Origin of the sequence: Flavobacterium sp. MDT1-60 (assembly GCF_014844035.1) — a bacterium.
Taxonomy (GTDB): Bacteria; Bacteroidota; Bacteroidia; order Flavobacteriales; family Flavobacteriaceae; genus Flavobacterium.
Genome location: NZ_CP062159.1, coordinates 3,647,361 through 3,671,945 on the forward strand (window position 1 = coordinate 3,647,361; position 24,585 = coordinate 3,671,945).

Annotated in this window: 24 protein-coding genes; 14 read left to right on the forward strand and 10 right to left on the reverse strand. The window is 32.4% G+C overall.

Annotation, left to right across the window (positions count from 1 at the left end; translation table 11 throughout):
• Positions 1 to 192: 192 nt before the first annotated feature.
• From IHE43_RS15295 to IHE43_RS15305, 3 genes are read right to left on the reverse strand one after another with little or no spacing between them, the layout of a single operon-like run.
• Entirely contained in the window at positions 193 to 1,284 is a 1,092-nt protein-coding gene (locus tag IHE43_RS15295) for a hypothetical protein (RefSeq protein WP_192184697.1), read from the reverse strand.
• A gap of 4 nt (positions 1,285 to 1,288) precedes the next feature.
• Entirely contained in the window at positions 1,289 to 2,398 is a 1,110-nt protein-coding gene (locus IHE43_RS15300) for a matrixin family metalloprotease (RefSeq protein ID WP_192184698.1), read from the reverse strand.
• Positions 2,399 to 2,439: 41 nt separating this feature from the next.
• Positions 2,440 to 2,850 (reverse strand): hypothetical protein, encoded by a 411-nt coding sequence (locus tag IHE43_RS15305; RefSeq protein WP_192184699.1) that lies wholly within the window; start codon positions 2,848 to 2,850, stop codon positions 2,440 to 2,442.
• Positions 2,851 to 3,166: 316 nt separating this feature from the next.
• On the opposite strand from IHE43_RS15305, the gene IHE43_RS15310 reads away from it, so the two are divergent.
• The 4 genes from IHE43_RS15310 (at position 3,167) to IHE43_RS15325 (ending at position 5,898) form a co-directional block, all read left to right on the forward strand.
• Positions 3,167 to 3,823, forward strand: coding sequence for a hypothetical protein (locus IHE43_RS15310; protein ID WP_192184700.1), 657 nt, complete (start codon positions 3,167 to 3,169; stop codon positions 3,821 to 3,823).
• Positions 3,824 to 4,091: 268 nt separating this feature from the next.
• Positions 4,092 to 4,472, forward strand: a complete 381-nt coding sequence (locus IHE43_RS15315) for a hypothetical protein (RefSeq protein WP_192184701.1) — start codon at positions 4,092 to 4,094, stop codon at positions 4,470 to 4,472.
• Positions 4,469 to 5,242, forward strand: coding sequence for a sensor histidine kinase (locus tag IHE43_RS15320; protein WP_192184702.1), 774 nt, complete (start codon positions 4,469 to 4,471; stop codon positions 5,240 to 5,242). The genes IHE43_RS15315 and IHE43_RS15320 overlap by 4 nt, the downstream gene beginning before the upstream one ends.
• A 2-nt stretch (positions 5,243 to 5,244) precedes the next feature.
• A complete protein-coding gene (locus IHE43_RS15325) occupies positions 5,245 to 5,898 on the forward strand; it encodes a response regulator transcription factor (RefSeq protein ID WP_192184703.1) in 654 nt (217 codons plus the stop codon).
• A 113-nt stretch (positions 5,899 to 6,011) separates the two neighbouring features.
• Here IHE43_RS15325 and IHE43_RS15330 read toward each other — a convergent pair whose 3' ends face one another.
• Positions 6,012 to 6,551 (reverse strand): hypothetical protein, encoded by a 540-nt coding sequence (locus IHE43_RS15330; RefSeq protein ID WP_192184704.1) that lies wholly within the window; start codon positions 6,549 to 6,551, stop codon positions 6,012 to 6,014.
• Positions 6,552 to 6,733: 182 nt separating this feature from the next.
• Between IHE43_RS15330 and IHE43_RS15335 the strand changes: the two genes are divergently transcribed.
• Positions 6,734 to 7,138, forward strand: a complete 405-nt coding sequence (locus IHE43_RS15335) for a helix-turn-helix transcriptional regulator (RefSeq protein ID WP_192184705.1) — start codon at positions 6,734 to 6,736, stop codon at positions 7,136 to 7,138.
• Between the two features lie 147 nt (positions 7,139 to 7,285).
• Here IHE43_RS15335 and IHE43_RS15340 read toward each other — a convergent pair whose 3' ends face one another.
• Positions 7,286 to 7,696 (reverse strand): hypothetical protein, encoded by a 411-nt coding sequence (locus tag IHE43_RS15340; protein WP_192184706.1) that lies wholly within the window; start codon positions 7,694 to 7,696, stop codon positions 7,286 to 7,288.
• Positions 7,697 to 7,744: 48 nt separating this feature from the next.
• Positions 7,745 to 10,366, reverse strand: a complete 2,622-nt coding sequence (locus IHE43_RS15345; protein ID WP_192184707.1) for an NACHT domain-containing NTPase — start codon at positions 10,364 to 10,366, stop codon at positions 7,745 to 7,747.
• 444 nt (positions 10,367 to 10,810) lie between these two features.
• On the opposite strand from IHE43_RS15345, the gene IHE43_RS15350 reads away from it, so the two are divergent.
• Together IHE43_RS15350 and IHE43_RS15355 are read left to right on the forward strand one after the other, a co-directional pair.
• Entirely contained in the window at positions 10,811 to 11,227 is a 417-nt protein-coding gene (locus tag IHE43_RS15350; RefSeq protein ID WP_192184708.1) for a thioesterase family protein, read from the forward strand.
• 231 nt (positions 11,228 to 11,458) lie between these two features.
• Entirely contained in the window at positions 11,459 to 12,154 is a 696-nt protein-coding gene (locus tag IHE43_RS15355) for a pseudouridine synthase (RefSeq protein WP_192184709.1), read from the forward strand.
• Positions 12,155 to 12,161: 7 nt separating this feature from the next.
• Here the strand turns inward: IHE43_RS15355 and IHE43_RS15360 are convergent, their stop codons facing one another.
• Entirely contained in the window at positions 12,162 to 12,860 is a 699-nt protein-coding gene (locus IHE43_RS15360) for a DUF1826 domain-containing protein (RefSeq protein ID WP_192188229.1), read from the reverse strand.
• Positions 12,861 to 13,123: 263 nt separating this feature from the next.
• Here IHE43_RS15360 and IHE43_RS15365 point away from each other — a divergent pair, with 263 nt between their 5' ends.
• Complete coding sequence (locus IHE43_RS15365) at positions 13,124 to 14,632, forward strand: ATP-binding protein (RefSeq protein WP_225585137.1); 1,509 nt, start codon at positions 13,124 to 13,126, stop codon at positions 14,630 to 14,632.
• 84 nt (positions 14,633 to 14,716) lie between these two features.
• Here the strand turns inward: IHE43_RS15365 and IHE43_RS15370 are convergent, their stop codons facing one another.
• Complete coding sequence (locus IHE43_RS15370; RefSeq protein ID WP_192184710.1) at positions 14,717 to 15,142, reverse strand: response regulator; 426 nt, start codon at positions 15,140 to 15,142, stop codon at positions 14,717 to 14,719.
• Positions 15,143 to 15,414: 272 nt separating this feature from the next.
• Entirely contained in the window at positions 15,415 to 15,924 is a 510-nt protein-coding gene (locus IHE43_RS15375) for a response regulator (protein WP_192184711.1), read from the reverse strand.
• Between the two features lie 456 nt (positions 15,925 to 16,380).
• Between IHE43_RS15375 and IHE43_RS15380 the strand changes: the two genes are divergently transcribed.
• The 3 genes from IHE43_RS15380 (at position 16,381) to IHE43_RS15390 (ending at position 20,654) form a co-directional block, all read left to right on the forward strand.
• Positions 16,381 to 18,147 carry an Ig-like domain-containing protein gene (locus tag IHE43_RS15380; RefSeq protein ID WP_192184712.1) on the forward strand — a complete coding sequence of 589 codons (1,767 nt, stop codon included), beginning with the start codon at positions 16,381 to 16,383 and terminating at the stop codon, positions 18,145 to 18,147.
• Between the two features lie 78 nt (positions 18,148 to 18,225).
• Entirely contained in the window at positions 18,226 to 20,247 is a 2,022-nt protein-coding gene (locus tag IHE43_RS15385; protein WP_192184713.1) for an OmpA family protein, read from the forward strand.
• Positions 20,248 to 20,405: 158 nt separating this feature from the next.
• Positions 20,406 to 20,654 carry a hypothetical protein gene (locus IHE43_RS15390; protein ID WP_192184714.1) on the forward strand — a complete coding sequence of 83 codons (249 nt, stop codon included), beginning with the start codon at positions 20,406 to 20,408 and terminating at the stop codon, positions 20,652 to 20,654.
• Between the two features lie 34 nt (positions 20,655 to 20,688).
• On the opposite strand, the gene IHE43_RS15395 is transcribed toward IHE43_RS15390, so the two are convergent.
• On the reverse strand, positions 20,689 to 22,206 hold the full coding sequence (locus tag IHE43_RS15395) for an arylsulfatase (protein ID WP_255513798.1): 1,518 nt from the start codon (positions 22,204 to 22,206) through the stop codon (positions 20,689 to 20,691).
• A 478-nt stretch (positions 22,207 to 22,684) separates the two neighbouring features.
• On the opposite strand from IHE43_RS15395, the gene IHE43_RS15400 reads away from it, so the two are divergent.
• From IHE43_RS15400 to IHE43_RS15410, 3 genes are all read left to right on the forward strand, one after another.
• Complete coding sequence (locus IHE43_RS15400) at positions 22,685 to 22,897, forward strand: AraC family transcriptional regulator (protein ID WP_255513799.1); 213 nt, start codon at positions 22,685 to 22,687, stop codon at positions 22,895 to 22,897.
• Between the two features lie 82 nt (positions 22,898 to 22,979).
• A complete protein-coding gene (locus tag IHE43_RS15405) occupies positions 22,980 to 23,561 on the forward strand; it encodes a TetR/AcrR family transcriptional regulator (RefSeq protein ID WP_192184715.1) in 582 nt (193 codons plus the stop codon).
• Between the two features lie 50 nt (positions 23,562 to 23,611).
• Positions 23,612 to 24,403, forward strand: a complete 792-nt coding sequence (locus tag IHE43_RS15410) for an SDR family NAD(P)-dependent oxidoreductase (RefSeq protein ID WP_192184716.1) — start codon at positions 23,612 to 23,614, stop codon at positions 24,401 to 24,403.
• The last annotated feature ends 182 nt before the right edge of the window (positions 24,404 to 24,585 follow it).

Sequence of the window (24,585 nt, forward strand, 5' to 3'; positions counted from 1 at the left end):
GAGCTTTTTTATGCCTTTTTTTTACTATTTAACAAGTATATAAAAAGATCAGGTGCAAGAAGTTGAATTTCCCGCAGAGTTACCTTGACTGGATTCAAACCGTTAATTTATTTATTTTTAAATATTTAAAAATAACATTTTTCCTGCCTTATAGCTTTTCTTAAAGAAGACTTCGGAGAGCGATGTAAAAACTTATTTTTTGAAGTTAAATCCCAACATCCAAAACTCTTGTTTTTCTAATCCTTCCAATGGGTTTTCTCCTTTATTGTAGGATAGGCTTATTGATAAATTATCATTTCTTATAGGATATAATTTTAATTCACCTTTCAGAAAATAAGTATAGTTTGGATTATTTTCAAAATTATCAAGAAGGCTATTTCTCCCTTCGTAATTGACAATCAATTCTAATCCTTTTTTACGAAACGTTTTATCTTCTTTATCTTTATCAGGTAAACTTTCATCCTTTTTTACTACCTCGCCTTTGCTGTTGTATGTAATAGTTATTGTCCCCGTTTTTTTAAATATACTTTTAGTGCTTTTTACTACCTCTCCTTTGCTATTGTAAAAAATATTTGTCGCCACTGTTTTTTCAAAGACAGTCTTTTTTCTCAATAATACAGCCCCACCTACATTAAAATAGCTTCTAAAATAGTAACCTTGTTCTAAAGGTAAAGCTACGTCATAACTATTTTGGTATTCTAGACCAACTCTGGGCAGAAGCTTGTATGCGAACCAACTATCTCTAGTTGCATAACTTTCAAAAATTAGTTTTCCATTATTAGACCTAATACTTAAAGAGGATAATGCTAACAGTGACTGTGCTTTTTTTACATTATCATTTAGATACTCTAATGAATTGTCATTAATAATACCCAAATCATTTTTTGTGAAATAAACAAAATTGTGATTTATTCCAAGCTTATAATTTTCCTGACGTTTGTCTATCTGATTGTTTTTATTATATACAAAAAATCCTATAACCGCATTATATTTGTTGTTTATTAATGTATCTAAAGTAAAACCAATCCCAGCATTAATTTTGAAGATATTCTCTTTATCTTTTGGAATTGTAAAGGAAAGTGTAGCTGCTTTTTCATCATCATCTGTTTTAGTATCAAATGATTTCTTAATACTGATTTTATCTAAAAATGGCTTAAGAAGTTTAGACGACTCAGTTTTTTCTATAGTAACAATTTCTTTAGTAACAACTGTATCATTCTGGCTTAAACAATTTTGAGCCCCTAAGAATATACTAAACACTAAGATTAGATATAATGATTTCATAATATTACAATTTAATATTTACTAAAGTGACACAATCCCCAACTGTTGTGCACTTTTTCATTTCTGCTACAGTTATTTTCTTCGATTTGTCAGTAATAAGCTTATTCAATTTTACTGCTAGCAGGATAAAATCGTTACCGGCGTAAAGTAAATTTGCTACCAGTTCCAACCCATCCAAAAGCGTAGCTGGATCTGTTGAGTTATTCCCTTTTACATTCAATATGGCTCTTTTAACTAGAAGTGATACATCGTCACTCAATTCAAATGCTGATGATATAAAATTAGACTCTAATAACAGCTCATGTAATCCTTTAGAATTTACTGCATTTGATAATTGAAAACTACTATTACTCAAACTACTGCTCATATGATAGGATTTGAATAGCTTAATTTCGGTACCGTTTATTTCTGTAAGTTTTCCACTCCATACTAGTTCATATAGTATTTTTAAATCTTTAATATCATCTGCTGTTAATCTACTTTTATCACCATAATTCATGATCGAAAATGCACTGTCCGTTCCAAATAATTCGCTCGACCATTCTCTTTCAGATATGTTAGCAAAGAAATGTCGTAACCCAAAAATATGACCAATTTCATGTTCTATAGTTTCTATCTGTTCCTGATGGTTTTGCTCAAACATTGTAGGATAGATATAAAAAATATTTTGTCCGGGATCAGGGAAAAAAGCAGACGCTAAAACACATCCATTATTGTTACAATTCTTCTGATGCATAGCAATTTCAAAGTCCCAGGCATCATTATCTTCATGGAATTTTATAGGGCAGGCATCTTGCCAGGCTAAAATGGCTTCCCCAAAAAGTTTTCTAACACCGGTTTTAGCTGCCTCAGGTTTAGCAAAGTAGCTTCCAAAAGATTTACTAAATCTCCAATTTAGGGTAACCCCTTTTTCCCAAAGAGGTATAAAACCATTGGAAGAATCAAGACGTATCTCAAATAAATCCTTGTCATTAGGTTGCGCGTAACCTTTGGAATCAGTTAGACAAATTATATTGTTGTTGTACTTGTGGAGGAACTCTTCTTTTGGCAAAAAAGAACTATCATTTAATTCAAAATCCTCATTTTTCGTATTTGTTTTTTTGGTGGGTTTCATAATGTAATAATTTAAATTTTATAAAATTTTATTTTCTTTGCTTATCCTTTATAGAAAAGAGGTATCAATAAAGTATATAGTATCAATATCAGGGAAGCAATTAACTCAAAAGAAAAGCCAAGTATATCTTTTGTATACGGTGAAGCTGTTGCAAAAGCCCAAATTAAAAAACCAATTGTTGAAAACAAGATTTGGACTTTCTTCGAAACTCCCAAGATTTTCATCAAATAAACAGGGGTAAAAATCATTAAAACAAGGATGACAATCCATAATAAATAAGACTTGTCCGCATTTGGGTTATTCTTTGCAAAACCTATTATTAAACCTGATATCGTGACGTACGCAGCTATAATTTCTGCGGGAATCAGCTTTATTAATCGGTCTTTAAAATCATTTGGTGCTACATTTTGTATTTGCAATTGCTGATTTGCTGATTTAATTTCTCTAGGCATAATTATTAATGTTTAATTCTGCTTACTCTATAATACCCTTTTCGGCTTCCTGGTAATATTCTTGTAATTTGTATTCCAAAACTACGTCAGCCTGTAATTTCATTACTTAGGTAAATACCTAAAACAGATATGGTTTTTCACCTAATAAATTGGTTTTTAGCTAAATATTATTTATTTGCAGGAAAATCGCTATTTTAGCTGATAAATTGATTAATAGGGGTAAAATCTGATAAAATAGGGTTTTACCCTATTAAGTGTGCGAGGATAATGGTAAAATTTGAAGAATAAATTATTAACCCTTAAATAACTTTATATCATGAAAAAATGTACTCTAATTTTAATGGTTATTTTAACCATTGCAGCGTGTAAAAAAGAAAAAGAAGACAACACGACCGTAGCTACTGAAACTAATGTAGATAAGCCAGCTTCCACAAGTGATTCTTTAACTTTAGATGACTATTACAAGTTACCCAATATTGAAGAAAAAGCGAAATGGTTAAAACAGCATGGTGATAGAGTTAAACGCAAAATACTAGAAGAAGCGGTTTTAAAAGATCATAAAGTAAAAGGCACTGTAACTGATCAAAAAGGAAAGTATGTTATTACATGGGGGGATCTTAAAAAAATTATTAAGAATCATGGATATGATGCCTATGTAAATTTAGAATATAAAGAAAATAAAATTGATACATTGAAAATGGTATATGAATATATATCAACAAAAGGAGGTCCCTATTATCGCTTTTCTACAGCTTTAATAAGAAGTTTGGCAAAAGAATATGCTAAAAAAAATGATAATGCTGAATTTCATTTCAGTTTTGCTATTATAGATAAATCTGGAGAACGTGTTGTTGTCATTCAGGTCAATGGAAATCCTGGTAACGGACAATCAGTAAATGAAACCCCATATTTTGATTATTCAACTGATCCTTCAAAAAAGAATCAAAGTCCTAATCGTAATATACCATTATAAATAAGTAAGATTGAATATTCTAGATATTATAAATCCAATAAAAGCATGCGTTTTAATAACGCTGCTTTTTGCTTTAGGCAATCTTCGCTGGAAAATTAAAATGCATCGATATCTCTTGTATATTCTATTTGTGGTTTTTTTTACAGAATTGATAAATTCTATTTTAGTATATAATAATAGGTCAATTCGAATACCATTTAATATCAGTATTGTTTTTCATGATATTCTTTGGATGCTGGCGTTTAAAGAAAACACAAAGTCTAAAAAAATGTCCAATAGTATACTATGCGTTTTTGTACTATTTTCTATTATTAATTTTACTGTGATAGAAATAACAGATGTTTATAATTATTACACTTTCGTTTTTGGTGCCTTGTTATATGTCATACTTTTTATCTATGAAAGTTACAGGCAATTAAGAGAAGAGAACTTAATGTATTTCTTATCCAATAATTATTTACTATTATTTGCACCGGTGTATTTCTTTTTTGGCATGGGTTTAATGTTAGGATTTAAAGCCTTGGAGGTTACAAGAATAATTTTATTTGGTCAGGTTACGCTATATGTTTTTATTGTTAATATAGTTTGTATCGCCTATTATACTTTAATCAATATTTACATCTACAGAGAAAAAAATAACTACAAATGAATCAAGTCGTACTAGGAATAATAATAGCCTTTATTTTTATTGGTTTAATACTATTTTTTTGTGTTATTCTGATTCGTCTTTATTTTAATAAGATAAAAAAATATACAGAGCTTTTGCATGAGAAAGATCTCAATTTCCAAAAAGCAATTACTCAAACTGTAATTGAAACTCAGGAGCAGGTACTGAATAATATTTCTCAGGATCTTCATGATGATGCCGGTCAGCAGTTGACATACATCAATTTTCAAATAGAAAATATGAAGTTGGATTCTCCCGAACTGGGAGAAATATTAGAACCGGTATCACAATCACTTGGAAATTTATCAAAATCCATAAGAAGTATCAGTCATGCCCTGAACACCCAATTATTATTACAGCAAGATGTAATAAAAGCAATTGCCACAGAAATAAAGCGGTTGAAAAAAAACAGCAAAATTGAAATTATATACTCTTTTGAGGAAATCAAGGTGAAGAAATTTGATGACAATGAAAAGATAATCATTTATCGCATCTTTCAGGAATGTATCAATAATATTTTTAAACATGCTAAAGCCAATAAAATAAATATTTATATAACAACCACTCCTCATTTTAAAATGATAATTGCAGATAACGGTAAAGGTTTTGATTCTGACGATAAAAAAAACAGATTATCTTTTGGGTTGATAAATATGGCAAAAAGAGCCGATAGTATGTCATATCATTTTACTGTAAAAAGTATGCTAGGATCTGGCACTGAAATTACCCTATCAGAAAACAAAAGAATTTAAGTATGGAACAAACTACTATTTGTATAATTGATGATCATTCTATTGTAAGACAAGGTCTAAAAGAATTACTGCATAAAATTGGCAACTACAAAGTAATTCATGAGTTTGATAATGGTGATGATTTCTTGCAGGCACTACCAATAAACCCTTCTCCCCATATATACATTCTGGATTACTCCATGCCTCATATGAATGGTATTGAAGTATTAAAAGCACTAGAAGAAAAAGAAGAAGAGTACAAAGTCTTACTGTTGACACAGCATCTTGACGAGCAAATAATTGATGCAGCTTATCATCATGGCGCCAGAGGTTTTTTACATAAAAATTGTACAGCCCACGATTTGAAATTTGCTATTGATAACATTATTAAAATAGGATATAACAATGTTTCTGAAATTCTTAAACGTGTACGTAATTATGATAGCAATGGTGAGAAAAAGCAAAATATTGTTTTAACTCAGCGAGAATTCGATTTCCTGAGATTGGTTTGTGATGAAAGGGAATTCACCTATGAACAGATGGCAGAAATTATGAATCTGTCAATAAAATCTATTGAAATTTATAGAGCTGCTTTATTTGAAAAATACAATATCAAATCAAAAGTAGGGCTTGTGTTATTTTCTTTTAAACACCGCCTAACTGAACCTTTTTTGTAATTAAATCCCCTTTTCATAACGAAAAGGGATTTTTCTTATACCTCTTCCCTATTATTTAATATCGTATTCTAAAGTTTGAATAAGGGATATTTTATTCCGCTACAGCATCAATCTTATCGGTTTTTCTTGATTTTCTCAACTCCCCTTTCTCTTATTATTTCTGCTGCATCGAGCATTTTGATTAAATGAATATAGGGCGTCGTCAGGTCAGAGTCAGGATTTCCGGGACAGGGAGATAAAGAAAGCTCCAGGATTAGACATAGAAAGAATTCAAATTCTTCCAGCGTTTTTTCATCAAATGCTTTTTGAAATACAATAAAAGGATTTTCATATTCTTCGTTCGTCAGGGAAGAAAGATGAAATACTGTTTCAGAGTGCAAAGGCGCTGTAACTTTCCATTTTTTGCTTTTCTGTTGGAGACCGTAACAGACTTTGACAAAAGAGTTGATTGCAGTGTAAAAGACAAAAGCATTGGAGGGGTTGTCCTGTTCGTAAGCTTTCGTTTTACAGCTATAAATTACCACTTCAGTTAAATTTTGTTTATAATAATCAAGATGTGCAAAATCAAAAAAGGCTTTAACTGCCTTAAATGGATTTCCTGCCGCCAACCCTGCCCAAAAGTTAGTTTCGAATGCTATTTTATTCTTTTTCATAATAAGTAGATTTAAAATTTACAAGCGAAATTCCGTTCTTTCAAAAGGATAATCTATTCGTAAACTGGATATAATACCTGACAAAAACGGCTCTTTTATGGGATATTTTTTTATCTTTGAAATTCAGGATTTTTAATCCAAATGGCTTTATCTTTGAGCCTTTAGAAAAATTGATATTCATTATGGAACAGAAAATACATCAGGGAAGAAACGTAAAACGCTTCAGAGAAATGCTTGGCATAAAACAAGAGGCATTGGCTTTTGATCTGGGAAATGACTGGAACCAAAAGAAAATTTCTATGCTGGAGCAAAAAGATATAATTGAAGATGATATATTGGATCAAATCTCAAATGCATTAAAAATTCCAGTTGAAGCTTTTCAGAATTTTGATGAAGATCAGGCAATAAATATTATTTCTAATACTTTTCATGATACTCAAGGATTAATAAATTATAATCCAACTTTCAATAATAATTCAATTGAAAAATTGATCCAACTTCATGAAGAAAAAATTGCTTTATACGAGCGTATGTTGAAAGAGAAAGATGAAATGATGGCGAGGCTTGAGAAATTGATTGCTAAATAATTATTTATAAAGATAATTAATTTCACAAAGAGACTTTCTAGTCTCTTTTTTGTTTTGACAGTATTTGTTCAACTTCATAATGTTTTAATATCTTAATTAAATGACAGTTGTGCGATCGCCGATTTCGTTATATTAAATGAAACTGCTTTAAATACGGCTGACAAATCTCTTTTCTTTAGCACTATTCCATTGTACCTGATATGTTTTACCATTCATTTGGTCAAGTAATAAGAAATTATATGTGTTTTTTGTAGGGTAAAGTGTAAACCTCCCGTTTATTTCTTCTGCAGTCAATACAAGTGAATCTGAATTTAATACTAGTTCGCCTTCGTAGCCCTCTTCTGATATAGTAAAATGTACTTGCCACATTTTTCCATTTCGAGTATCTAATTTAATAAAAGTCCAATAGTTTTCAGTTGGAAATAATTGATAAATCGGAGCTTCAACTTGCTTTTCTATCTGTTTTGTTGCACTTGTACTATTTTGTGGCGTTTGTCCTTGTAAAGGCAAAACAAATAAAATCAGCAATGTAATCAGCATAAATTTTCTAGTCATCATATTTTTCTTTGTATTAAATTATATCCATCTAATATTTGCATAGAATAATTAAAAGCCTTGATAATAATCCTCTTGGATATTTTCAATTTCTTCATTATATTTTTTTAGAAATATTTTGCATTTATCAATGTCTAAATGTTGATCGCTTTTTTCAAGAAAAGTAGATACAACAAGGTTATTAAAAAAAGCTAAATTTTCAGCTGTCTCATTTGAAAAGTTTTGTTGTAAATTCACAATTACGGCTTCAGGAAAACCTTTCTTAAATTCTTTTTTTCCTTTTTTATTTTTTTTTGAATCATTTTTAATCTGTTTTAATAAATCACTTTTTTTATCAATTAAAAGCTCTAAAATATCAGATTTCTTTCTCGATCCAATAATAGTCATTGAAGAAAAAACAATAACTATTATTTTGTGGTCATCATCCATAAAGTCTGGAAAATTTTCCAATTTACCACCATTAAAGAAATCTTCTTTTTTTAATTTGTCGAAAATTGAATTAATAAAATCATTATTTCTATCTGTAATTATTAAATATGATTTATTAAAAGTTATTAGTTTTCGAAGAATCACTTCATTTAAGTCAATATTTGGAAGGGAGTGTAAAGAAGAAAACGAATTTTCAAAATGCTCAACGAACTCATTTAAGTAGGGCACAATAACTGATTCTCTGAAAGACTTAAAATCAATATCATAGCATAGCTTGAAAACAAAAAAATATTTTTCAGACTTAGAACTTTTATACATCTGATTTAAAATACTTACCTGTTTTTCTTTCGAATCTCTGCAAATATATTCTGCAGTAAAATACTCTTGAAAGGATTTGTGAGACCACTTGTATTGCAGACCTTCTTTATTAAATAATGGTACTGCCTTTACAAGATCTTCGGCTAAATCAGTGAATTTAAATTTTATGTGAGGCAATCTTTTTGAAATTTCATCAAGATATTTATTAAGAATTGCATCATTATATTCAATTTCTTCTTTTTTAAATGTGTAATAAGCAAATTCCCTTAATATTTGAAAAAAATCATTAAAGCTAAGTTTTGTCTTTTTATTTCGCACAAAACTATCTCCTTTAGTCAAATCATGATCTTGATATAGGGCTTCGAATACATCATAATAAAATTCTTGAAGTTGAATAGGAATGTTCTCTCTATGTTCAAATTTTTTATAAAGTAGAGATACTAATAACGGGCTTTGTAAAAAATCATCGATGTTTTCAAAATCATTTTCTTTAAGCTTCTCTATCAATCTCAATGATTTTTCACTATTATTACCAATTTTCTTTATTAATTCAAAAGCCTCCGTTTTCTCCATTTTTTTTACTTTAAATTCTTTAAAATCACTAAAAGTATTTAAAGCTGTTTCTGGCCTAGAAGTTAACAAAAATAGATTGTTCGATGATTTGGAAATAAAATTTTGTAAATCAGTGGTAACAAATTCTCTGTCAATATCAGAAATTTCATCATAGCCATCGAAAAAGAAAATAAAATTGCCCTGAGCAATTAATTTAGTAACTAAATCTTTTTCTAGAACTTTATCAATTGGATTGAGTTCTGAAATAATTTCTTCGATAATAGTTTTTTTATTTTTAAGTTTTCTCAGTTCTATAAAGATTGGAATACCCTTTTTATATTTTATAACATTTAAAAATAGCCACTTCATAATTGTTGATTTTCCCATTCCTCCATTGTCAACAATTATAACCTTCCTAAATTGTGGAAGAAAATCTTCTTCGTAATTTAAAGTGCACACTTTTAACGGCTTACAGTTTACATCTTCCGCTTTGCATTCTAAATTTAAAGGGTAATAAAAATCTTCTAATTTTTTTTGCTGATTTCCAAATACTAAAGTTCTTGATGAAGAATAGTGTGTATATACTCTTTGAATATATTCTTTAAATCTAAATGAAAAATCTTTGTTTTCTCTTTCTTCTTTAGGAATAATTTTATTTAAAATTGGAGATAGATATGTCTCAATTATACTTTCCAGAAGCGCATTATCAGTAATAGTTAATACTCTAAAGAAATATTTAACCAACGAATCGTGTTCAAAAAGATAGCGAGACAAATCAGAGGGATTTATACATTTTATTTCAATTTTTTCTAATACTCTAAATATTTCGACTTTTTGATCATTATAATTAATAGTTTTCAATCCAACATATTTAGAAATTAATTCTTCACAATAATGTTCAATATCTTCTGTTTTAAAATTTTTATTGAAATTGCTAATCAAGGTAATAGAAGTTTCTGCCAAACCTTTAGAAACTGCTAAATAATAAGTAAAATTATCTATATCAGTAATTAAACTTTTATCATTTATATAATGTAAAACAAATTTTAGAATTTCTTTTAATACTTCAGGCTTTGTGATATTTTTATTGATTTGTTTACATTGGATCAAACCAACATTAGCACCTTTTTTTGTCAATATACAATCTCTTCCTTTTTCTCCGACACCTTGCATCAAAGCAACTCCATCATATTTTTCTATTAAGCTTGAATCTTTTGTTTCTATTCTTAATTGAAAAATTTGATATAACATGATTTCAAAAATCCGATCACTTAATTCTGTAAATGGAAAAGATTGACCTGTATACGCAGTAGGTTTTGAATTAGTTGCTACAGTCTCTGTTATTTCACTATTAGTAATCTGCTTTTTTTTCATGTTGATCTTTTATTATTAATTAAATTGTTTTAAATTTAAATATATCTTCCCAAAACTTTTCTTTTACATAAAACTTAAAATTAGTTTAAGCAAGTATATAAATTACACTTAGACTTTTTACAGGTATAAATACGTGTTTTATAAAGTAGCATATGTCGTTTTACATTGGAACAACAGATTTATTAGGTTTTTAGTAATTAATCTATTCAACCTTGAAGTAAGTTAAACTTGCTATACCCGATCGCGCGGATTTGTAATCCGTGCCCGTAAAGCATATCTTAACAGATTTAAAAAAAGAAATCCATTTTTTATCAATATTAGGAACGGGCACGGAAAGAATTTCTGCGCTATCGTTGCGCATATTCGAGCGATCGGGAATTTAAACCACAATAATCCTAAAATATTTGCGTTCGCTATGAAAATTAAAACTTTATAATAAATACTATGGAATATTCAAAAAATTACACTGTTGCAGACGCGCATATAGATGTACAAGGCATTATGGATGGCTTATATTACCCTTTTTATATGGAGGAATGCCGCCATGATTATATTCGGGAGATTCTAGGTTTTGATTTCGTTCAACAGGCAGAAAATGGTGTATTTATGGTTTTATCAGAATATAAGATCAAATTTATACGCTCCCTCAAAAAAGATGATAATTTTGATGTGACCTGTGCTGTATATACAGATGCTAAAGGATTACCAAGACTGCATTTTAAACAATCAATAATAAAAAATGGAAAAATAATGGTTTCAGCAGTATTTACAGGAACTTGTATTCCTGCAACTGGAGGAAGACCTTATTTACCAGAAGAGTTGAAAGCGAATTTTGCTGATGCCTCTTCATTGGAAGTTTAATAAATATAATATAGTTAAACTACAATTTGCTTTCTCATAAATTAGCATACGTGTTTAATCGGTAAATATGATTTTAGAAAAAGGTTGAAAATCTATATTCTGTGAGATTAAATTAAAAGATCGCGTAGCTTTCTTCAGATTTCTGGAATTTCAATTTTTGCTTTGCCTGCGAATTAGAAATAAATAACTCATAAAAGAGATTTCAATCGAAATCTCTTTTACTTTTGCCAAATGTTAGAAATTCTTTACCAGGACGAATATATTATTGCCATTAATAAACCAAGTGGGTTGTTGGTTCACAAATCATTTTATGCCCGCGATGCAAAAGTGTATGCCATTCAGGAATTGAGAAATCAAATAGGGCAACACGTCTACCCTATTCATCGATTAGACCGCAAAACATCCGGTGTTTTGTTATTTGCGTTGGATACAGCCGTTTTGAAAATTATGAATGATCGTTTTGCCACACGCGAAGTCGAAAAAAAATATTTAGCCATTTTACGTGGCTGGTCACCCGAAGAACTAACGATTGATTATGATTTAACCAATGATGATGACATTACACAAAATGCCATAACCTACTTTCATCGTTTGCAAAATGCCGAAGTTGAATTGGAATTTAACAATAAACCAACGTCACGATATTGTTTGGTAGAAGCGATTCCTGAAACTGGACGTATGCATCAATTACGCAAACATTTCAAACATATTTTTCATCCCATTTTAGGAAGTCGTCCACATGGTTGTAACAAACAAAATAAATTATGGCTGGAAAATTTTGACCTCAAAGGAATGATGCTTCACGCGCATCAGTTGATTTTTAATCATCCCATAAACAATGAACAACTAATCCTGAATGCAAAGGTTAATGAAGAGTTTAGCAGAGTTGGTACTATTCTTAATCTGGATTTGAGTAAGTATCTATAGAATTTTCTTAACAAATCAACAACAACCGATACTCCCCTTCCTTTTCTATTGGTGCTCTGTGAATACAAGGCAGTACTTGTTGTTTTGGATGATCTACAGCCAGCCGCCAAAGATGCCCTAATCCTAAATTAACAGGTTCTGCATCCTGATGTACCTGATAATGCAAATCAAAATAATTTTCTTTCAAAAAGTTATCGAATTCTTCCTCTGGTCCATCATGCAGCTCTTTTAACTTTGCTCGGATTTCCGGAATCAGGATTTTTTGCTCTGCCTGCGAATTAGAAATAATATCACTTGCCGCTCCGTGATAGGTACATAAAAAAGTATCTGTTGCAATGGGCGAACGATCAACATGAAACGAATACACATCAGTCGATATGAAATCAAATTCATCATCACGTTCATAACACTTCAGTAAATTAAGAGCGGGCGAAGCTCCAAAATCAGCTAATAATTGTAAATCATTTAAGATTATTTCCCTTGCTATATTCCCCTTTTCTGATAGTTGGAGTGCAATTAGATCTTCCCGATAAACCTCCGTTATATTTTCTTTTAAAGATAACTGGGCCACAATCTCGTTAAAATCACCATCTAAATTTCTGTACCAGCATAGCGCATTCCTTTCTCCTTTGAAATCGGTATGTACAAGATCAGAGAAAGTAGATACCATTCCAATTTGGTTATTGTCAGAAAATGTATTGCTCATAGTATAATAGTAAGAAGCTGGTTGCTTCATGCATTACAAAATTATGTAATAGTAGTCAGTTGCGGTATTTTTATCGCTATAAATTTTTGGAGTTAATCTGTTTTTCACCCCACAAATACAACGCTGTACTTCTTTAAAATCTCAAAACTTAAAACAATTAGTACTTTGGTGATATATTGAAGTTGTGCAATCTATGCCATTAATTATGTAACAGAAACTTTATGCAACATATTACTTTAGCATAAACCATAAAGCTAATAAATGTGCAGAATAATTTAATTTTTCTACAAGATATATTACAAAATACTCCAATACCTACTGCAGTTTATTGTACTGATGATTTAGTAATTTCCTTTGCTAATACAGCCATGCGCAATTTATGGAATAAAGGTGAGCAGGTTATCGGCAAAAAGTTCGCTGAGATGATTCCCGAATTTCAGAAAGATTCGATTATCGAACAAGTTCTAAAGGTTATGAAAACCGGAATACCTTTTCAAGTCAACGACAGAAAACTTGATATCCTGATAAGAGGAGTATGGACACCACTCTTTTTTAATCATAGTTTTACTCCCCTTCACAATGAAAAAGGAGTTATTTATGGCGTTGTAAACACCTGTACAGAAGTAACTAAATTACATGTAGCTAAAAATCAAATAGTGAATTCTGATGAAATGCTGACCATGGCAATCGAAGCCTATGGCATGGGAACATACGAAATCGACATTAAAACAAACAGGATCAAAACCTCTGATAATTTCAAAAAACTCTGGTCCATTGATTCTGAAATGACTATAGAGGTACTGGTAGCAAAACTGCATCCGGATGATCGCTATCTTCAGGAAAAAGCCCATAAAGAGGCGCTGTTGAACGGAGTGGTCTGCTACGAAGCCAGAATTATACAAGAAAACAAGTCGGAGAAGTGGATTAAGGTTTTTGGAAAAATCATAAAAGATGAAAAGGGAGATCCATCAACAATCTTAGGAGTTGTACAGGATATACACGATCAAAAAGAATTTGAAGTAGAACTGAAAAAAAAGATCGAAGAGAGTACCATGGAACTCCGACGATCTAATGATGATCTGCTGCATTTTGCTAATGTGGTGAGCCATGATCTTCAGGAACCGGTAAGAAAAATTAAAATCTTCAATACCTTCTTAAAAAATGAAATTGGAAACCAGTTGCCGGATCGTTCTGTTATGCACTTAAACAAAATAGAGCATTCTGCAAATCGTATGCAATGCATTATTGAAGGACTGCTTGCCTATTCTACTGTTGACAAAAGTACGCAGCCTGTTGAAAAGATTTTCCTAAATGAGTTATTAGAGAACATTAAAACAGATCTGGAGCTTATAATAAAAGAAAAAGGTGCCATTCTGGTCACAAGTGATCTTCCTGAAATCGAGGGAGCAGCAATTCTTATTCAGCAGCTTTTCTATAATCTTATCCAAAATGCATTAAAATTCACAAAAGCCAACCAGCCTCCGAGAGTTATTATAACCTCTGTTATAAAGGTTGTCGATTCTGTTGAATCTATTGAGATTTCTTTCAAAGATAATGGTATCGGACTGGATCCTATGTTTGCAGAAAAAATATTTACCGCTTTTGAAAGACTTCATTCAAAAAATGAATACGAAGGAAACGGGATTGGTCTGGCACTTTGCCGAAAGATAATTAACAGACACAATGGAACTATAATAGCTAAAGGAGAAAAAGGAAATGGAGCCGAATTTATAGTTACACTTCCTCTTAAACAAGCTACTGAAAATATCTAAAAAAATATTTATTAGTAAAATTGATTAAATTGTAATAAAGAGTGAATCCAATAGCTGTAACCTAATACCACATAATAGTCCTAATTATTTTACATAATTAGGAGAAACACAATCTTGCCAGTATTCAACTATATTTTTTATCATTGCTTTCATTTTAATAAAATCCGACGGTTTAACAAAAAAACCCTGCACCGATTTTGAATAGGCCTCAATAACATGCTTCTGCTGGGCAACTGTTGAGAAAAATAGATAAGGAATAGATTTCATTCTTAAATCTTCATTCTCATGCACTTTTGCCCTAAGTTCAATTCCATTTAATTTTGGCATATTTATGTCAGAGAATATAATGAAAGGCTCAATGGTCGTCTCAGTAAGATAATCTAGTGCTTCCTCTCCATCACCAAAAAATATAATTTCATTTGGGTATTGCAGTTGTTCAAAGACATCTGCCAAAAATTGTTGATCATCCAGATCATCTTCTATAATTATAATTGGTCCCTTTTTATTCATAAATTCAATTGTATCATTTTGTGGAAAGGTAACTATTATAACTACATTTTAGGGATTATTATAAATATATAATAAAAAGGAATTGAAATTTGTGTCTTCAAATTTTTCTAAATTTCAAGTTGGTTAGATGTTTGAATGCTTCGCGATATTAACTAAAATAAAAGCCTGAGAAATTGAGATTTCTCAGGCTTTTATTTTGATTCGATATTTTGCTTCAATTTCTTTGAAATTTAAACGTGTGTATAAATAAGCAGACAGAAAAGTGCGATTATTTAATCCTCCTGAGATATATTCTTTTCAGAAACAAAAAATATATTTTTAACCGGATTCATTAAAGCTTTTGTCCAGTGGAGAAAGAATACTTTTTTCAGAATGAGAATAAAGCCTGTAAAAGAATTTGGTTTTTGTACATAGAGATTTGCTCCCTTATTAAAAGTATCTTCAATATCGTTAGGATGATTAGACGTGGAGAGCATAACTGCAGGGATTTCCTTAAGTTCCTGATCGCTCTTTATTTCTGCTAGTGCCTCCTTGCCTCCTTTAATCGGCATGTTTATATCTATAAAAATAATATCAGGTTTTGGTTCGGACTCATCTTTCAGGGTGTTAACCAATTCCTCCCCGTTTTCTACTGTAATAACGTCAGATGGAACTTTTGTTGCATTAAGAGCTTCCTTAAACAATTCCTGATCATCTTTATCATCCTCAGCCAATATAATTTTTACCGGCTCTTTTTCTTTTAAGTCTTTAGTAGTTGCGGCGGAATTTTCAGAGCTTATCATGTTGAAATAGTTTTACAAACACCAAAAGTACTATATAAATACTTAATAAAATTTCTGCAAATCAATAATCTTAAAAGCATTAACAAATTTAGCATTAAACCAGCGTAATAACTTCCTGCAAAAACGCCCATTTTCTGTATGTAAGCCTAACACATTGTGAATCAAAATAAAATTCAGATTTGGAAAAAAGCATTAAATTCAGATATAATAAATATTTGAATAAATTTTAAATTCGAGCAAATAAAATGGATAAGTCACTGAATTTTAAGAAATAATTTAGGTATATAATTTTTATTTTATTTTCCAGTCTTAACAATATTCTTCACTCCCAGAATTTTTCTTTACAAAAAATAGTGTTAATCATACAACTCTTAGTCAGAATTGTATAATGTTTAAGCACCATTTGACATCACCTTTACTTCCGTCAAATAAATCTAATTTCTTAAACAAAACAAAATGAAAATCAAAACTTTACTATTAACATTTGCTATAATATGCATTACACTTATTACAGGATGCGAAAATGATGATTTCGAAGAAGTTATAGGAGTATGTCCTATAGTCGAGTCAACCACTCCTTTGAGTAATGCTTTAAATGTTCCATTGGGACAGGTTATTACTGCAACATTTAACGAAGAAATGGATCCAGGTTCTATTACTTCGACTTCGTTTACTGTGGCAGGAACGACTCCTATTACAGGAACGGTAACATATTCCGGAAGAACAGCATCATTCACACCAGCAGTTTTACTTGCAGAGAATACCACTTACACGGCCAAAATTACTACAAAAGCCAAAGACGTAATGGGTAATTTTTTACAGCTTGAATATGTATGGGTATTTTCGACGGGAACACTTTTAAGACCTGTAGTTATTACTGCAGATCCTATTAATAATGCCGTTTCAGTTCCTTTGAATAAAACAATTTCGGCAACATTCAATATGGCTATGAATCCAGCCACATTAAACAGTACCACTTTTAAAGTAAATCAGGGAACTAATGCTGTAGCGGGATCAATTTCGTATACAGGATCAACAACGGTATCTTTTATACCTGCAAGTCCTTTATTACCTAATAAAATTTACACTGTTACTATAACTACAGGTGCAAAAAACGCACAGGGTACTGCAATGACAGCAGATTTTATTTGGAATTTTACGACAGATATGATACCTGCAGTAACTGCAACAGATCCTATGAATAATGCTGTTAATGTTGCCTTAAATCAAACTGTAACTGCTGATTTTAGTACTATTATGGATGTTGCGTCAATCAATGCTGCCACATTTACTCTTAAACAGGGTGCCACAACAATTCCGGGTACTGTTTCTTATTCCGGAACTACAGCTTCGTTTAAACCGACAAATTCACTTGTATTAGGAAAAATTTACACAGCCACAATTACGAATGGGGCAAAAAGTGCAGCCGGAACTCCATTGGCTAGCGACTATGTTTGGAACTTTACAACTTTGCTGTTGCCTCCTGCACCTATAATCATAGATCTTGGTACTGCTGCTATGTTTGGAGCTTTTGGTGGTAACGCCGGAATTACAAATCAAGGATTAAATACAGTAATTAATAATGGAAGTTTAGGTACTACCGCTGCTTCTACTCTTATTACAGGATTTCATGATGGTGCTGTTATCTATACCGAAACTCCTCTAAATGTTGGAAATGTTACTGGTGATATATTTACTGCACCCCCGGTTCCGGGAACAGCGACATCATTGGCAGTTGCACAAAAAGGGTTACTGGATGCGAATATAGCGTACTTAAGTATTTCACCTGCGGCAAAACCAGGTGGTTCAGATCCTAATGCCGGAGAATTAGGCGGATTGACGTTAGCTCCAGGTATTTATAAGTCAGCGAGTGGTACTTTCAAAATCAGCAATGGCAACCTGACACTTGATGCACAGGGTGACCCAAATGCTACCTGGATTTTTCAAACTGCTTCAGGACTTACGGTTGGAATTGCAGGACCTACAGGTGCCAAAAGTGTAATAATGATAAATGGCGGATTGCCTAAAAACGTTTTTTGGTATGTTGGTAGTGCTGCTACTATCAACAGTGCCGGCGGTGGAACGATGGTAGGAACTATTATTGCAAATTCCGGAGTTACTTTTTCTACTGCAGGAAATGCAAATCAAACAGTGCTTAATGGAAGAGCTATTTCTTTAGTAGCATCTGTCACCATGGTAAACACAACTATTAATGTACCATAAATAATATTTTAAAATAGTAAATCCCGTCTTAGGACGGGATTTTTTTCTCTATAAAAACAATCACCTAAATAAACGCAAATGAAAACTAACATTAGTTTTAAAACAAAATTATATACCACCAAGACTTCAGATAAAACTCTGTTAAACAGATTTTTACTTTTGATTCTATTATGTCTAAGTGCTCAAACAACGCTTCAGGCGCAAGAAGTCTTTTACACAAAGCCTTCGTGGTTCTTTGGTGTAGCAGGTGCCACGAACTATAGTTTTTACCGCGGTTCGACCCATCAGCTTAATTCGAATTTGACTCCTCCGGTTACTTTTCATAATGGTGAAGGTGCAGGCCTTTATTTGGCACCACTTGTAGAATTTCACAAACCCGATACGAGGTTGGGATTTATGTTTCAGGCTGGTTATGATAGTAGAAAAGGTTCTTTTGATCAAAAAATGACTTCATGTAACTGCCCTGCAGACTTATCTACAGATTTAAGTTATATTACTATAGAACCAAGCATTCGTTTTGCGCCTTTTAAATCAAATTTTTATTTGTATGGAGGGCCACGTCTGGCATTTAATTTAGATAAAGCATTTAAATATTCATTAGGAACTAATCCGGCTTATCCTAATCAGGAAGAAACGGCTGATGTAAGAGGTGATTTTGATGCGATAAACAAAACGATTATTTCAATGCAGATTGGAGCTGGTTTTGATATTCCGTTATCTTCACAATATCATAAAACACAATTTGTTTTATCTCCTTTTATAAATTTTCAGCCTTATTTTGGACAACATCCACGCTCAACCGAGACTTGGAGTGTAACTGCTCTTAGAGTTGGTATGGCACTTAAATTTGGACAAGGAAGTGCAATTGAAACTCCTGTTGCAGCAGTTACAGCATCTAAAGTGCAGTTTTCTGTAAATGCACCTAAAAATATTCCCGGAGAACGTAGCGTCCGTGAGGTATTTCCTTTAAGAAATTATGTTTTTTTCGATCTTAATTCCAATAAAATACCAAGTCGTTACAAATTATTGAAAAAAGAAGACGTAAAAGATTTTAATGAAGATCAGATTGGAGTTACAGCCAGTGTAAATCCTTCAGGACGTTCTGCACGACAAATGACAGTTTATTATAACGTCATTAATATTCTTGGATATCGAATGGTTAAAAATCCCGGAGCAAATGTTACGCTTGTTGGTTCTTCAGAAACAGGAACCGAAGATGGTACTGCAATGGCCGAATCTGTAAAGACTTATTTAGTTTCTGTATTTGAAATAAATGCATCAAGAATAGCGACCAGAGGACAGTTAAAACCTTCTATTCCATCTGAACAGCCCGGAGCAACAAAAGAATTGGTGCTGCTTCGCGAAGGAGACCGCAGGGTTTCTATCGAAAGTAATTCTCCTGATTTATTGATGGAATTTCAAGTGGGCCCGGATGCTCCGTTAAAACCATTAGAACTTGTTACAGTTCAGGAAGCACCTATTGACAGTTATGTTACTATCGATGCTGCTGGTGCTGGACAGGCATACTCATCATGGTCTTTAGAAACTACAGATCCAGATGGGAAAGTAAAAGCTTTTGGTCCTTATACTCAGGAAAAAGTAAGTATTCCTGGTAAAAGCATTATGGGAACTCGTTCTGAGGGTGACTATAAAGTAAAAATGATTGGAAAAACCAAAAGTGGAAGTATTGAAGAAAAAGTTACCACTACTCACATGGTGTTGTGGACACCAGCTAAAACAGACGAAGGTCTTAGATACAGCATTATTTTTGAATTTAATAAATCAAAAGCAATTGCGATGTATGAGAAATATTTGACAGAAGTTGTTACACCTAAAATACCTAAAAACGCTGCTGTTATCATTCATGGACATACTGATATTATTGGTGAAGAGTCTTATAATTTGAATTTATCCTTAGACAGAGCCAATGAAGTGAAAAGCATTATAGAGAAGGCATTGTCAAATTCTGGCAGAAAAGATGTAAAATTCGAAGTACATGGTTTTGGCGAAGACGAAAGTATGTCTGCATTTGAAAATAAACTTCCTGAAGAACGTTTTTACAACCGTACTGTGATAATTGACATTATTCCAGCCAAATAAATTTTAAAAAGAAATAACTCTTAGACATTGAACTCCTTTTAAAATATTTTAAAATAAAATCTATAGAATAAACTTAAAAGCATACCAATTTCTTCAAATCCAGAAGAAAATGGTTTGAAATTAGTATCTCTGAGGTCACCACAGCCAAAAGGCGCCAATTGAACACAATTGACGCCTTTTTTTATACGATTATCAATCAAGCACTACTATCAGGAAAATTACGAGCCAAATCAGCAGCGAAAGGTCGAGAATTTTTAAGAATATGCAGTTATCCAAAGACAAAACAGGTCCCGCAGCAGCCCTCAGCCCCGATAGCAGTGAAATCCTTTGTGGCGGGGTTCCGCGCAAAGATTGCAGCGTATAGCGGGAACCAGTTCCTAAAAAATAATTATCAAGATAGCCCATAAAAAAGCCGGGCATTATGGCCTGTCAATTTAATTACTATTTAGAATCTACACTTAATGGAGGGAGTGTTGTCTTTTTTTCATTCATCATTTTTTTCACTTGTTCAATAGTCCTAAATCGCTCTATTTGCATTTCACCAGTAAAAGTTTCACTCTGAGGTGCCCTTGGAGGTATTTTAGCATAAGTCTTCATCAATTCCGCTATAGACTGATTAAAAATTATTGCGGTCCATGTTTTTTCAGTCCAGCTGTTCATGAACAAATCATATCGTTCCTGCGGATCCTGCCAAAGATTATAAATAGCAGGCACTGTAGCAACGTAGGTCTCATCGCCTCTCCATCCAAGCTGTTGTCCCGGCATATCACTGCCGGCAATAGCACCGTTATCTCCGCGGGTGTTAAATACCGCTTTAAATTTTCCTATTCGCACTGCACCCGGTGATAATTCTGCTTCTGTAAAATAGAACCATCTGTCACGCATAGGTTTTCCTTTTTTAAATAAAACATTTGACATATCATAACTGTCAAATACCATTTCGACACCTGCCCGGTCTTGTTTAGGAAGGTCTACACCTGCAAGGCTGGCAAATGTCGCCATCAGGTCAAGTCCGCCAACGATATCATGGCTTTCGCTTCCTGCTTCAATCTGTCCAGGCCACCATGCAATTGCCGGTACCCGGCTGCCTGCTTCTCTGTCAGTTCCTTTTGTACCTCTAAATGGCGTATAGCCAGAATCGGGATGAACATCCTGCCAGGCACCATTATCAACAGTATAGATAACTATAGTGTTCTCGGCAATACCAAGAGAACGAATTTTATCGATTATACGGCCCACGTTATAGTCCATCTCAACCACAGCATCAGAGTATTTGCTTTTTCCTGGAGATTTACCTACAAATTGTTTAGAGGGTAGATTGGGCTGATGATTTTTTGCAAAGTTAATACACATAAAAAATGGATCTTTACTTTTTGCGTAATCGTCAAGCTGCTTTAAATTATTTTCTACCATCATCATATCCAATTCCGCAATATTTTCTTCTGTAACTTTACTTATCTCGCGCGCTTTTCCTCCTGCCTCTCCTTCAAGTACACCTATCGTAATTTTTTTAAAAAGAGCCAGCATTTCAGGTGACATTTCTGGGTTCCACGACTCGAAAGCATATGTATAAGCATTCAGATGATACAGTACTACGTTCTGCATTTTATCAAAACCATGTGCAATGGGCATGGAGTAGTCGGCTTCTCCCAAGTGCCATTTTCCTGAAAAATAAGTTTTATAATTGGCTTTTTTAAGTACTGATGCAAGTGTCCATTCCTCTTTTGGCAGTCCTCCTCCCTGTCCTTGAAAAGCAACAGTAGTCATGCCGCTTCTATTCGGGATTCGTCCCGTTAACATTGCGGCTCTCCCAGGAGTACAGCTGGGCTGTCCATAAAATGACCAGAACTGCATACCTTCTTTAGCCATTTTATCAAGGTTTGGCGTTGGCATACCGCGTCCCACTCCTCCGCCGTATATTCCCAAATCACCCCAGCCGGTGTCATCTGAGATAACCATTATAATATTGGGCTTCTTTTTTGTTTGAGCCTCTGTCTTAAAATTTGAGACGAGAGTAAAAATAGTTAAAACGGTTAGTAGTGTGTAGTTTTTCATAATTTGTAATTTTAGGTTTAAACCTAAAATTAAGCCTTGTTTTGTCAAGTAGGTTTTAACTGACGAACTTTTTATGTTTCATATTATAGAATGAAACAAAGTAATGTAAAATGAAACAAGCTTTTGACGATATCTATAAATACAAAGATTAGATGCTATGAGTTCCATGGCAAAATCGTGGCACATAAGTTTTGAAGGGGATACCTTTTTGCCATATAAAGTTAAGGGTGTCTATTTACTTTAAATAAATTTTTCTTTAATAATCGGCGAAATCACATTTTAACAAGCTTTAACATATAAACACATATGATTTGTATGTTCTGTAAAGGTGACTTGACAGGATTCAAAACAAACACAAACATTTAATATTTCTTCCAATTATTTGAGTGATTTATTGCGAAGTATTACAGGTTTAAACGCTCAGCAATACATTCAAAATCATAGTATTGAAAAATCAAAACAGTTACTTGCTGCATCAAATTTAAACGCAAACGAAATTGCCTGTTCATTAGGTTTCGAATATCCGCACTCCTTTAGCAAACTCTTCAAAAAAGAAAATCAGCTTAACTCCCCTTCAATTCAGAAAGTCTTTTAATTAAAAGAAAAATTGCTTTAAAATTTAGAGTGAACTTATTTTTTTATAATTTTGTATCAATCGTTACAAAATAAAAAAAACAATGAGAGGAAGACCCACCATTTACGAAGACGCTAATATTGTAAAAAAAGCACAAGAAATTTTTTGGCAGAAAGGATACAGTGCAACCTCATTGAGCGATTTACAAAAAGCAACAGGAGCCGGAGCAGGAAGTTTTTACAATATCTTTAAAGGAGGTAAAAAAGAGGTTTTTCAAAAAGCTATTGCAGAACGACGATTATCTTTTGAGGCTTTTAAAAGCGAATTAAGCAAAAGCACATCCCCGTTAGAATTAATTAAAGACTTTTTTAAAAGTATTGCTTCCGCGGAAAAAAATGAGCATCTTAAAGGCTGTATTATTGCCAATACAGTTGTAGAAATGACTTTTATTGATGAAAATATGGAAGCAAATGCGGTTCAGATTTTAAAAGAAGTAGAACAAATGTTTACTCAAACCATTAAAGAAGAACAATCAAAAGGAAACTTAAAAAACAAGACAGACCCCGAAATACTAGGCAGATATTTAATAACATTTTGGTGTGGACTCAATACACTCAGGAGGATGTATCCAGACAAAATTGCCTTAAAAAATCAAATAGAAATGCAATTAGCTGTTATCAGCTAATTTTTTTGAATATTTATGTATCAATCATTACAAAAATAAAAACAATAAAAATGAATTTAAAATTAGAAGGAAAAAGAGCTTTTATAAGCGGTTCAACGCAAGGAATTGGTTATGCAATTGCCAAACAATTATTAAATGAAAAAGCCGAAGTTATCATTAATGGAAGGCATGAAGAAAAGACAAATCTGGCAGTACAAAAATTAAAAGATGAATTTCCGGATGCTGTCGTTTCAGGGATTGTGTGTGACTTTGAAAAAAAAGAAGAAGTAACCGCTTTATTAAATGAGTTAAACAATATTGATATTCTCATTAACAACGTTGGTGTTTTCGAATTAAAAGATTTTGAAAATCTGGAAGATGAAGATTGGTATAGAATTTTTGAAGTTAATGTAATGAGCAGTATCAGACTTTCTAAAAAACTTTTACCGCACATGCTTGAGAAGAAATCAGGAAGAATTATTTTTATCAGCAGTGAATCTGGTGTAAACATTCCCGGAAATATGATTCATTACGGAATGACAAAAGCTGCAATGATGGCTGTAAGTAATGGTTTATCTAAATTAACCGCAGGAACTGAAGTTACAGTGAATACCATTTTAGGCGGACCAACTTATTCTGAGGGAGTTGCCTCAACAATTGAACATATCGCTTCTTTACAAAATATCGAAATTGAACAAATGAAAAATGCTATTATACAGCAGACAAATCCGCATTCTTTATTACAGCGTTTTATAGATCCTGCAGAAATTGCTTCACTGGCCATTTATTTATCCTGTCCGCTTTCGATCGCAACAAACGGTTCTTGTCTTAGAGCAGATGGAGGGGTTTTAAAAATAATTTAAATTGTAAAATCTTTCAAAGAATTTTATTAAAAGTATGCCAATTTCTTTAAATCCTGGAGAAAATGGTTTGAAAACTGTATCTCAGGATCACTCTACGGGGCAAAAGATGAAAATCTTCTTTTGTCCCGTTTTCTTTTACACCTTTATCAATATATAATTTAAAATCCAACACCATATTATAC

Coding starts and splice junctions, on each gene's coding strand:
- IHE43_RS15370 (WP_192184710.1), bottom strand. CDS start 15,142: ATGAATAAAAAGGGACCAATTATAATTATAGAAGATGATCTGGATGAT.
- IHE43_RS15355 (WP_192184709.1), top strand. CDS start 11,459: ATGTTAGAAATTCTTTACCAGGACGAATATATTATTGCCATTAATAAA.
- IHE43_RS15310 (WP_192184700.1), top strand. CDS start 3,167: ATGAAAAAATGTACTCTAATTTTAATGGTTATTTTAACCATTGCAGCG.
- IHE43_RS15380 (WP_192184712.1), top strand. CDS start 16,381: ATGAAAATCAAAACTTTACTATTAACATTTGCTATAATATGCATTACA.
- IHE43_RS15325 (WP_192184703.1), top strand. CDS start 5,245: ATGGAACAAACTACTATTTGTATAATTGATGATCATTCTATTGTAAGA.
- IHE43_RS15320 (WP_192184702.1), top strand. CDS start 4,469: ATGAATCAAGTCGTACTAGGAATAATAATAGCCTTTATTTTTATTGGT.
- IHE43_RS15335 (WP_192184705.1), top strand. CDS start 6,734: ATGGAACAGAAAATACATCAGGGAAGAAACGTAAAACGCTTCAGAGAA.
- IHE43_RS15315 (WP_192184701.1), top strand. CDS start 4,092: ATGTCCAATAGTATACTATGCGTTTTTGTACTATTTTCTATTATTAAT.
- IHE43_RS15305 (WP_192184699.1), bottom strand. CDS start 2,850: ATGCCTAGAGAAATTAAATCAGCAAATCAGCAATTGCAAATACAAAAT.
- IHE43_RS15340 (WP_192184706.1), bottom strand. CDS start 7,696: ATGATGACTAGAAAATTTATGCTGATTACATTGCTGATTTTATTTGTT.
- IHE43_RS15345 (WP_192184707.1), bottom strand. CDS start 10,366: ATGAAAAAAAAGCAGATTACTAATAGTGAAATAACAGAGACTGTAGCA.
- IHE43_RS15330 (WP_192184704.1), bottom strand. CDS start 6,551: ATGAAAAAGAATAAAATAGCATTCGAAACTAACTTTTGGGCAGGGTTG.
- IHE43_RS15375 (WP_192184711.1), bottom strand. CDS start 15,924: ATGATAAGCTCTGAAAATTCCGCCGCAACTACTAAAGACTTAAAAGAA.
- IHE43_RS15395 (WP_255513798.1), bottom strand. CDS start 22,206: ATGGTTATCTCAGATGACACCGGCTGGGGTGATTTGGGAATATACGGC.
- IHE43_RS15300 (WP_192184698.1), bottom strand. CDS start 2,398: ATGAAACCCACCAAAAAAACAAATACGAAAAATGAGGATTTTGAATTA.
- IHE43_RS15360 (WP_192188229.1), bottom strand. CDS start 12,860: ATGAGCAATACATTTTCTGACAATAACCAAATTGGAATGGTATCTACT.
- IHE43_RS15385 (WP_192184713.1), top strand. CDS start 18,226: ATGAAAACTAACATTAGTTTTAAAACAAAATTATATACCACCAAGACT.
- IHE43_RS15410 (WP_192184716.1), top strand. CDS start 23,612: ATGAATTTAAAATTAGAAGGAAAAAGAGCTTTTATAAGCGGTTCAACG.
- IHE43_RS15295 (WP_192184697.1), bottom strand. CDS start 1,284: ATGAAATCATTATATCTAATCTTAGTGTTTAGTATATTCTTAGGGGCT.
- IHE43_RS15405 (WP_192184715.1), top strand. CDS start 22,980: ATGAGAGGAAGACCCACCATTTACGAAGACGCTAATATTGTAAAAAAA.
- IHE43_RS15350 (WP_192184708.1), top strand. CDS start 10,811: ATGGAATATTCAAAAAATTACACTGTTGCAGACGCGCATATAGATGTA.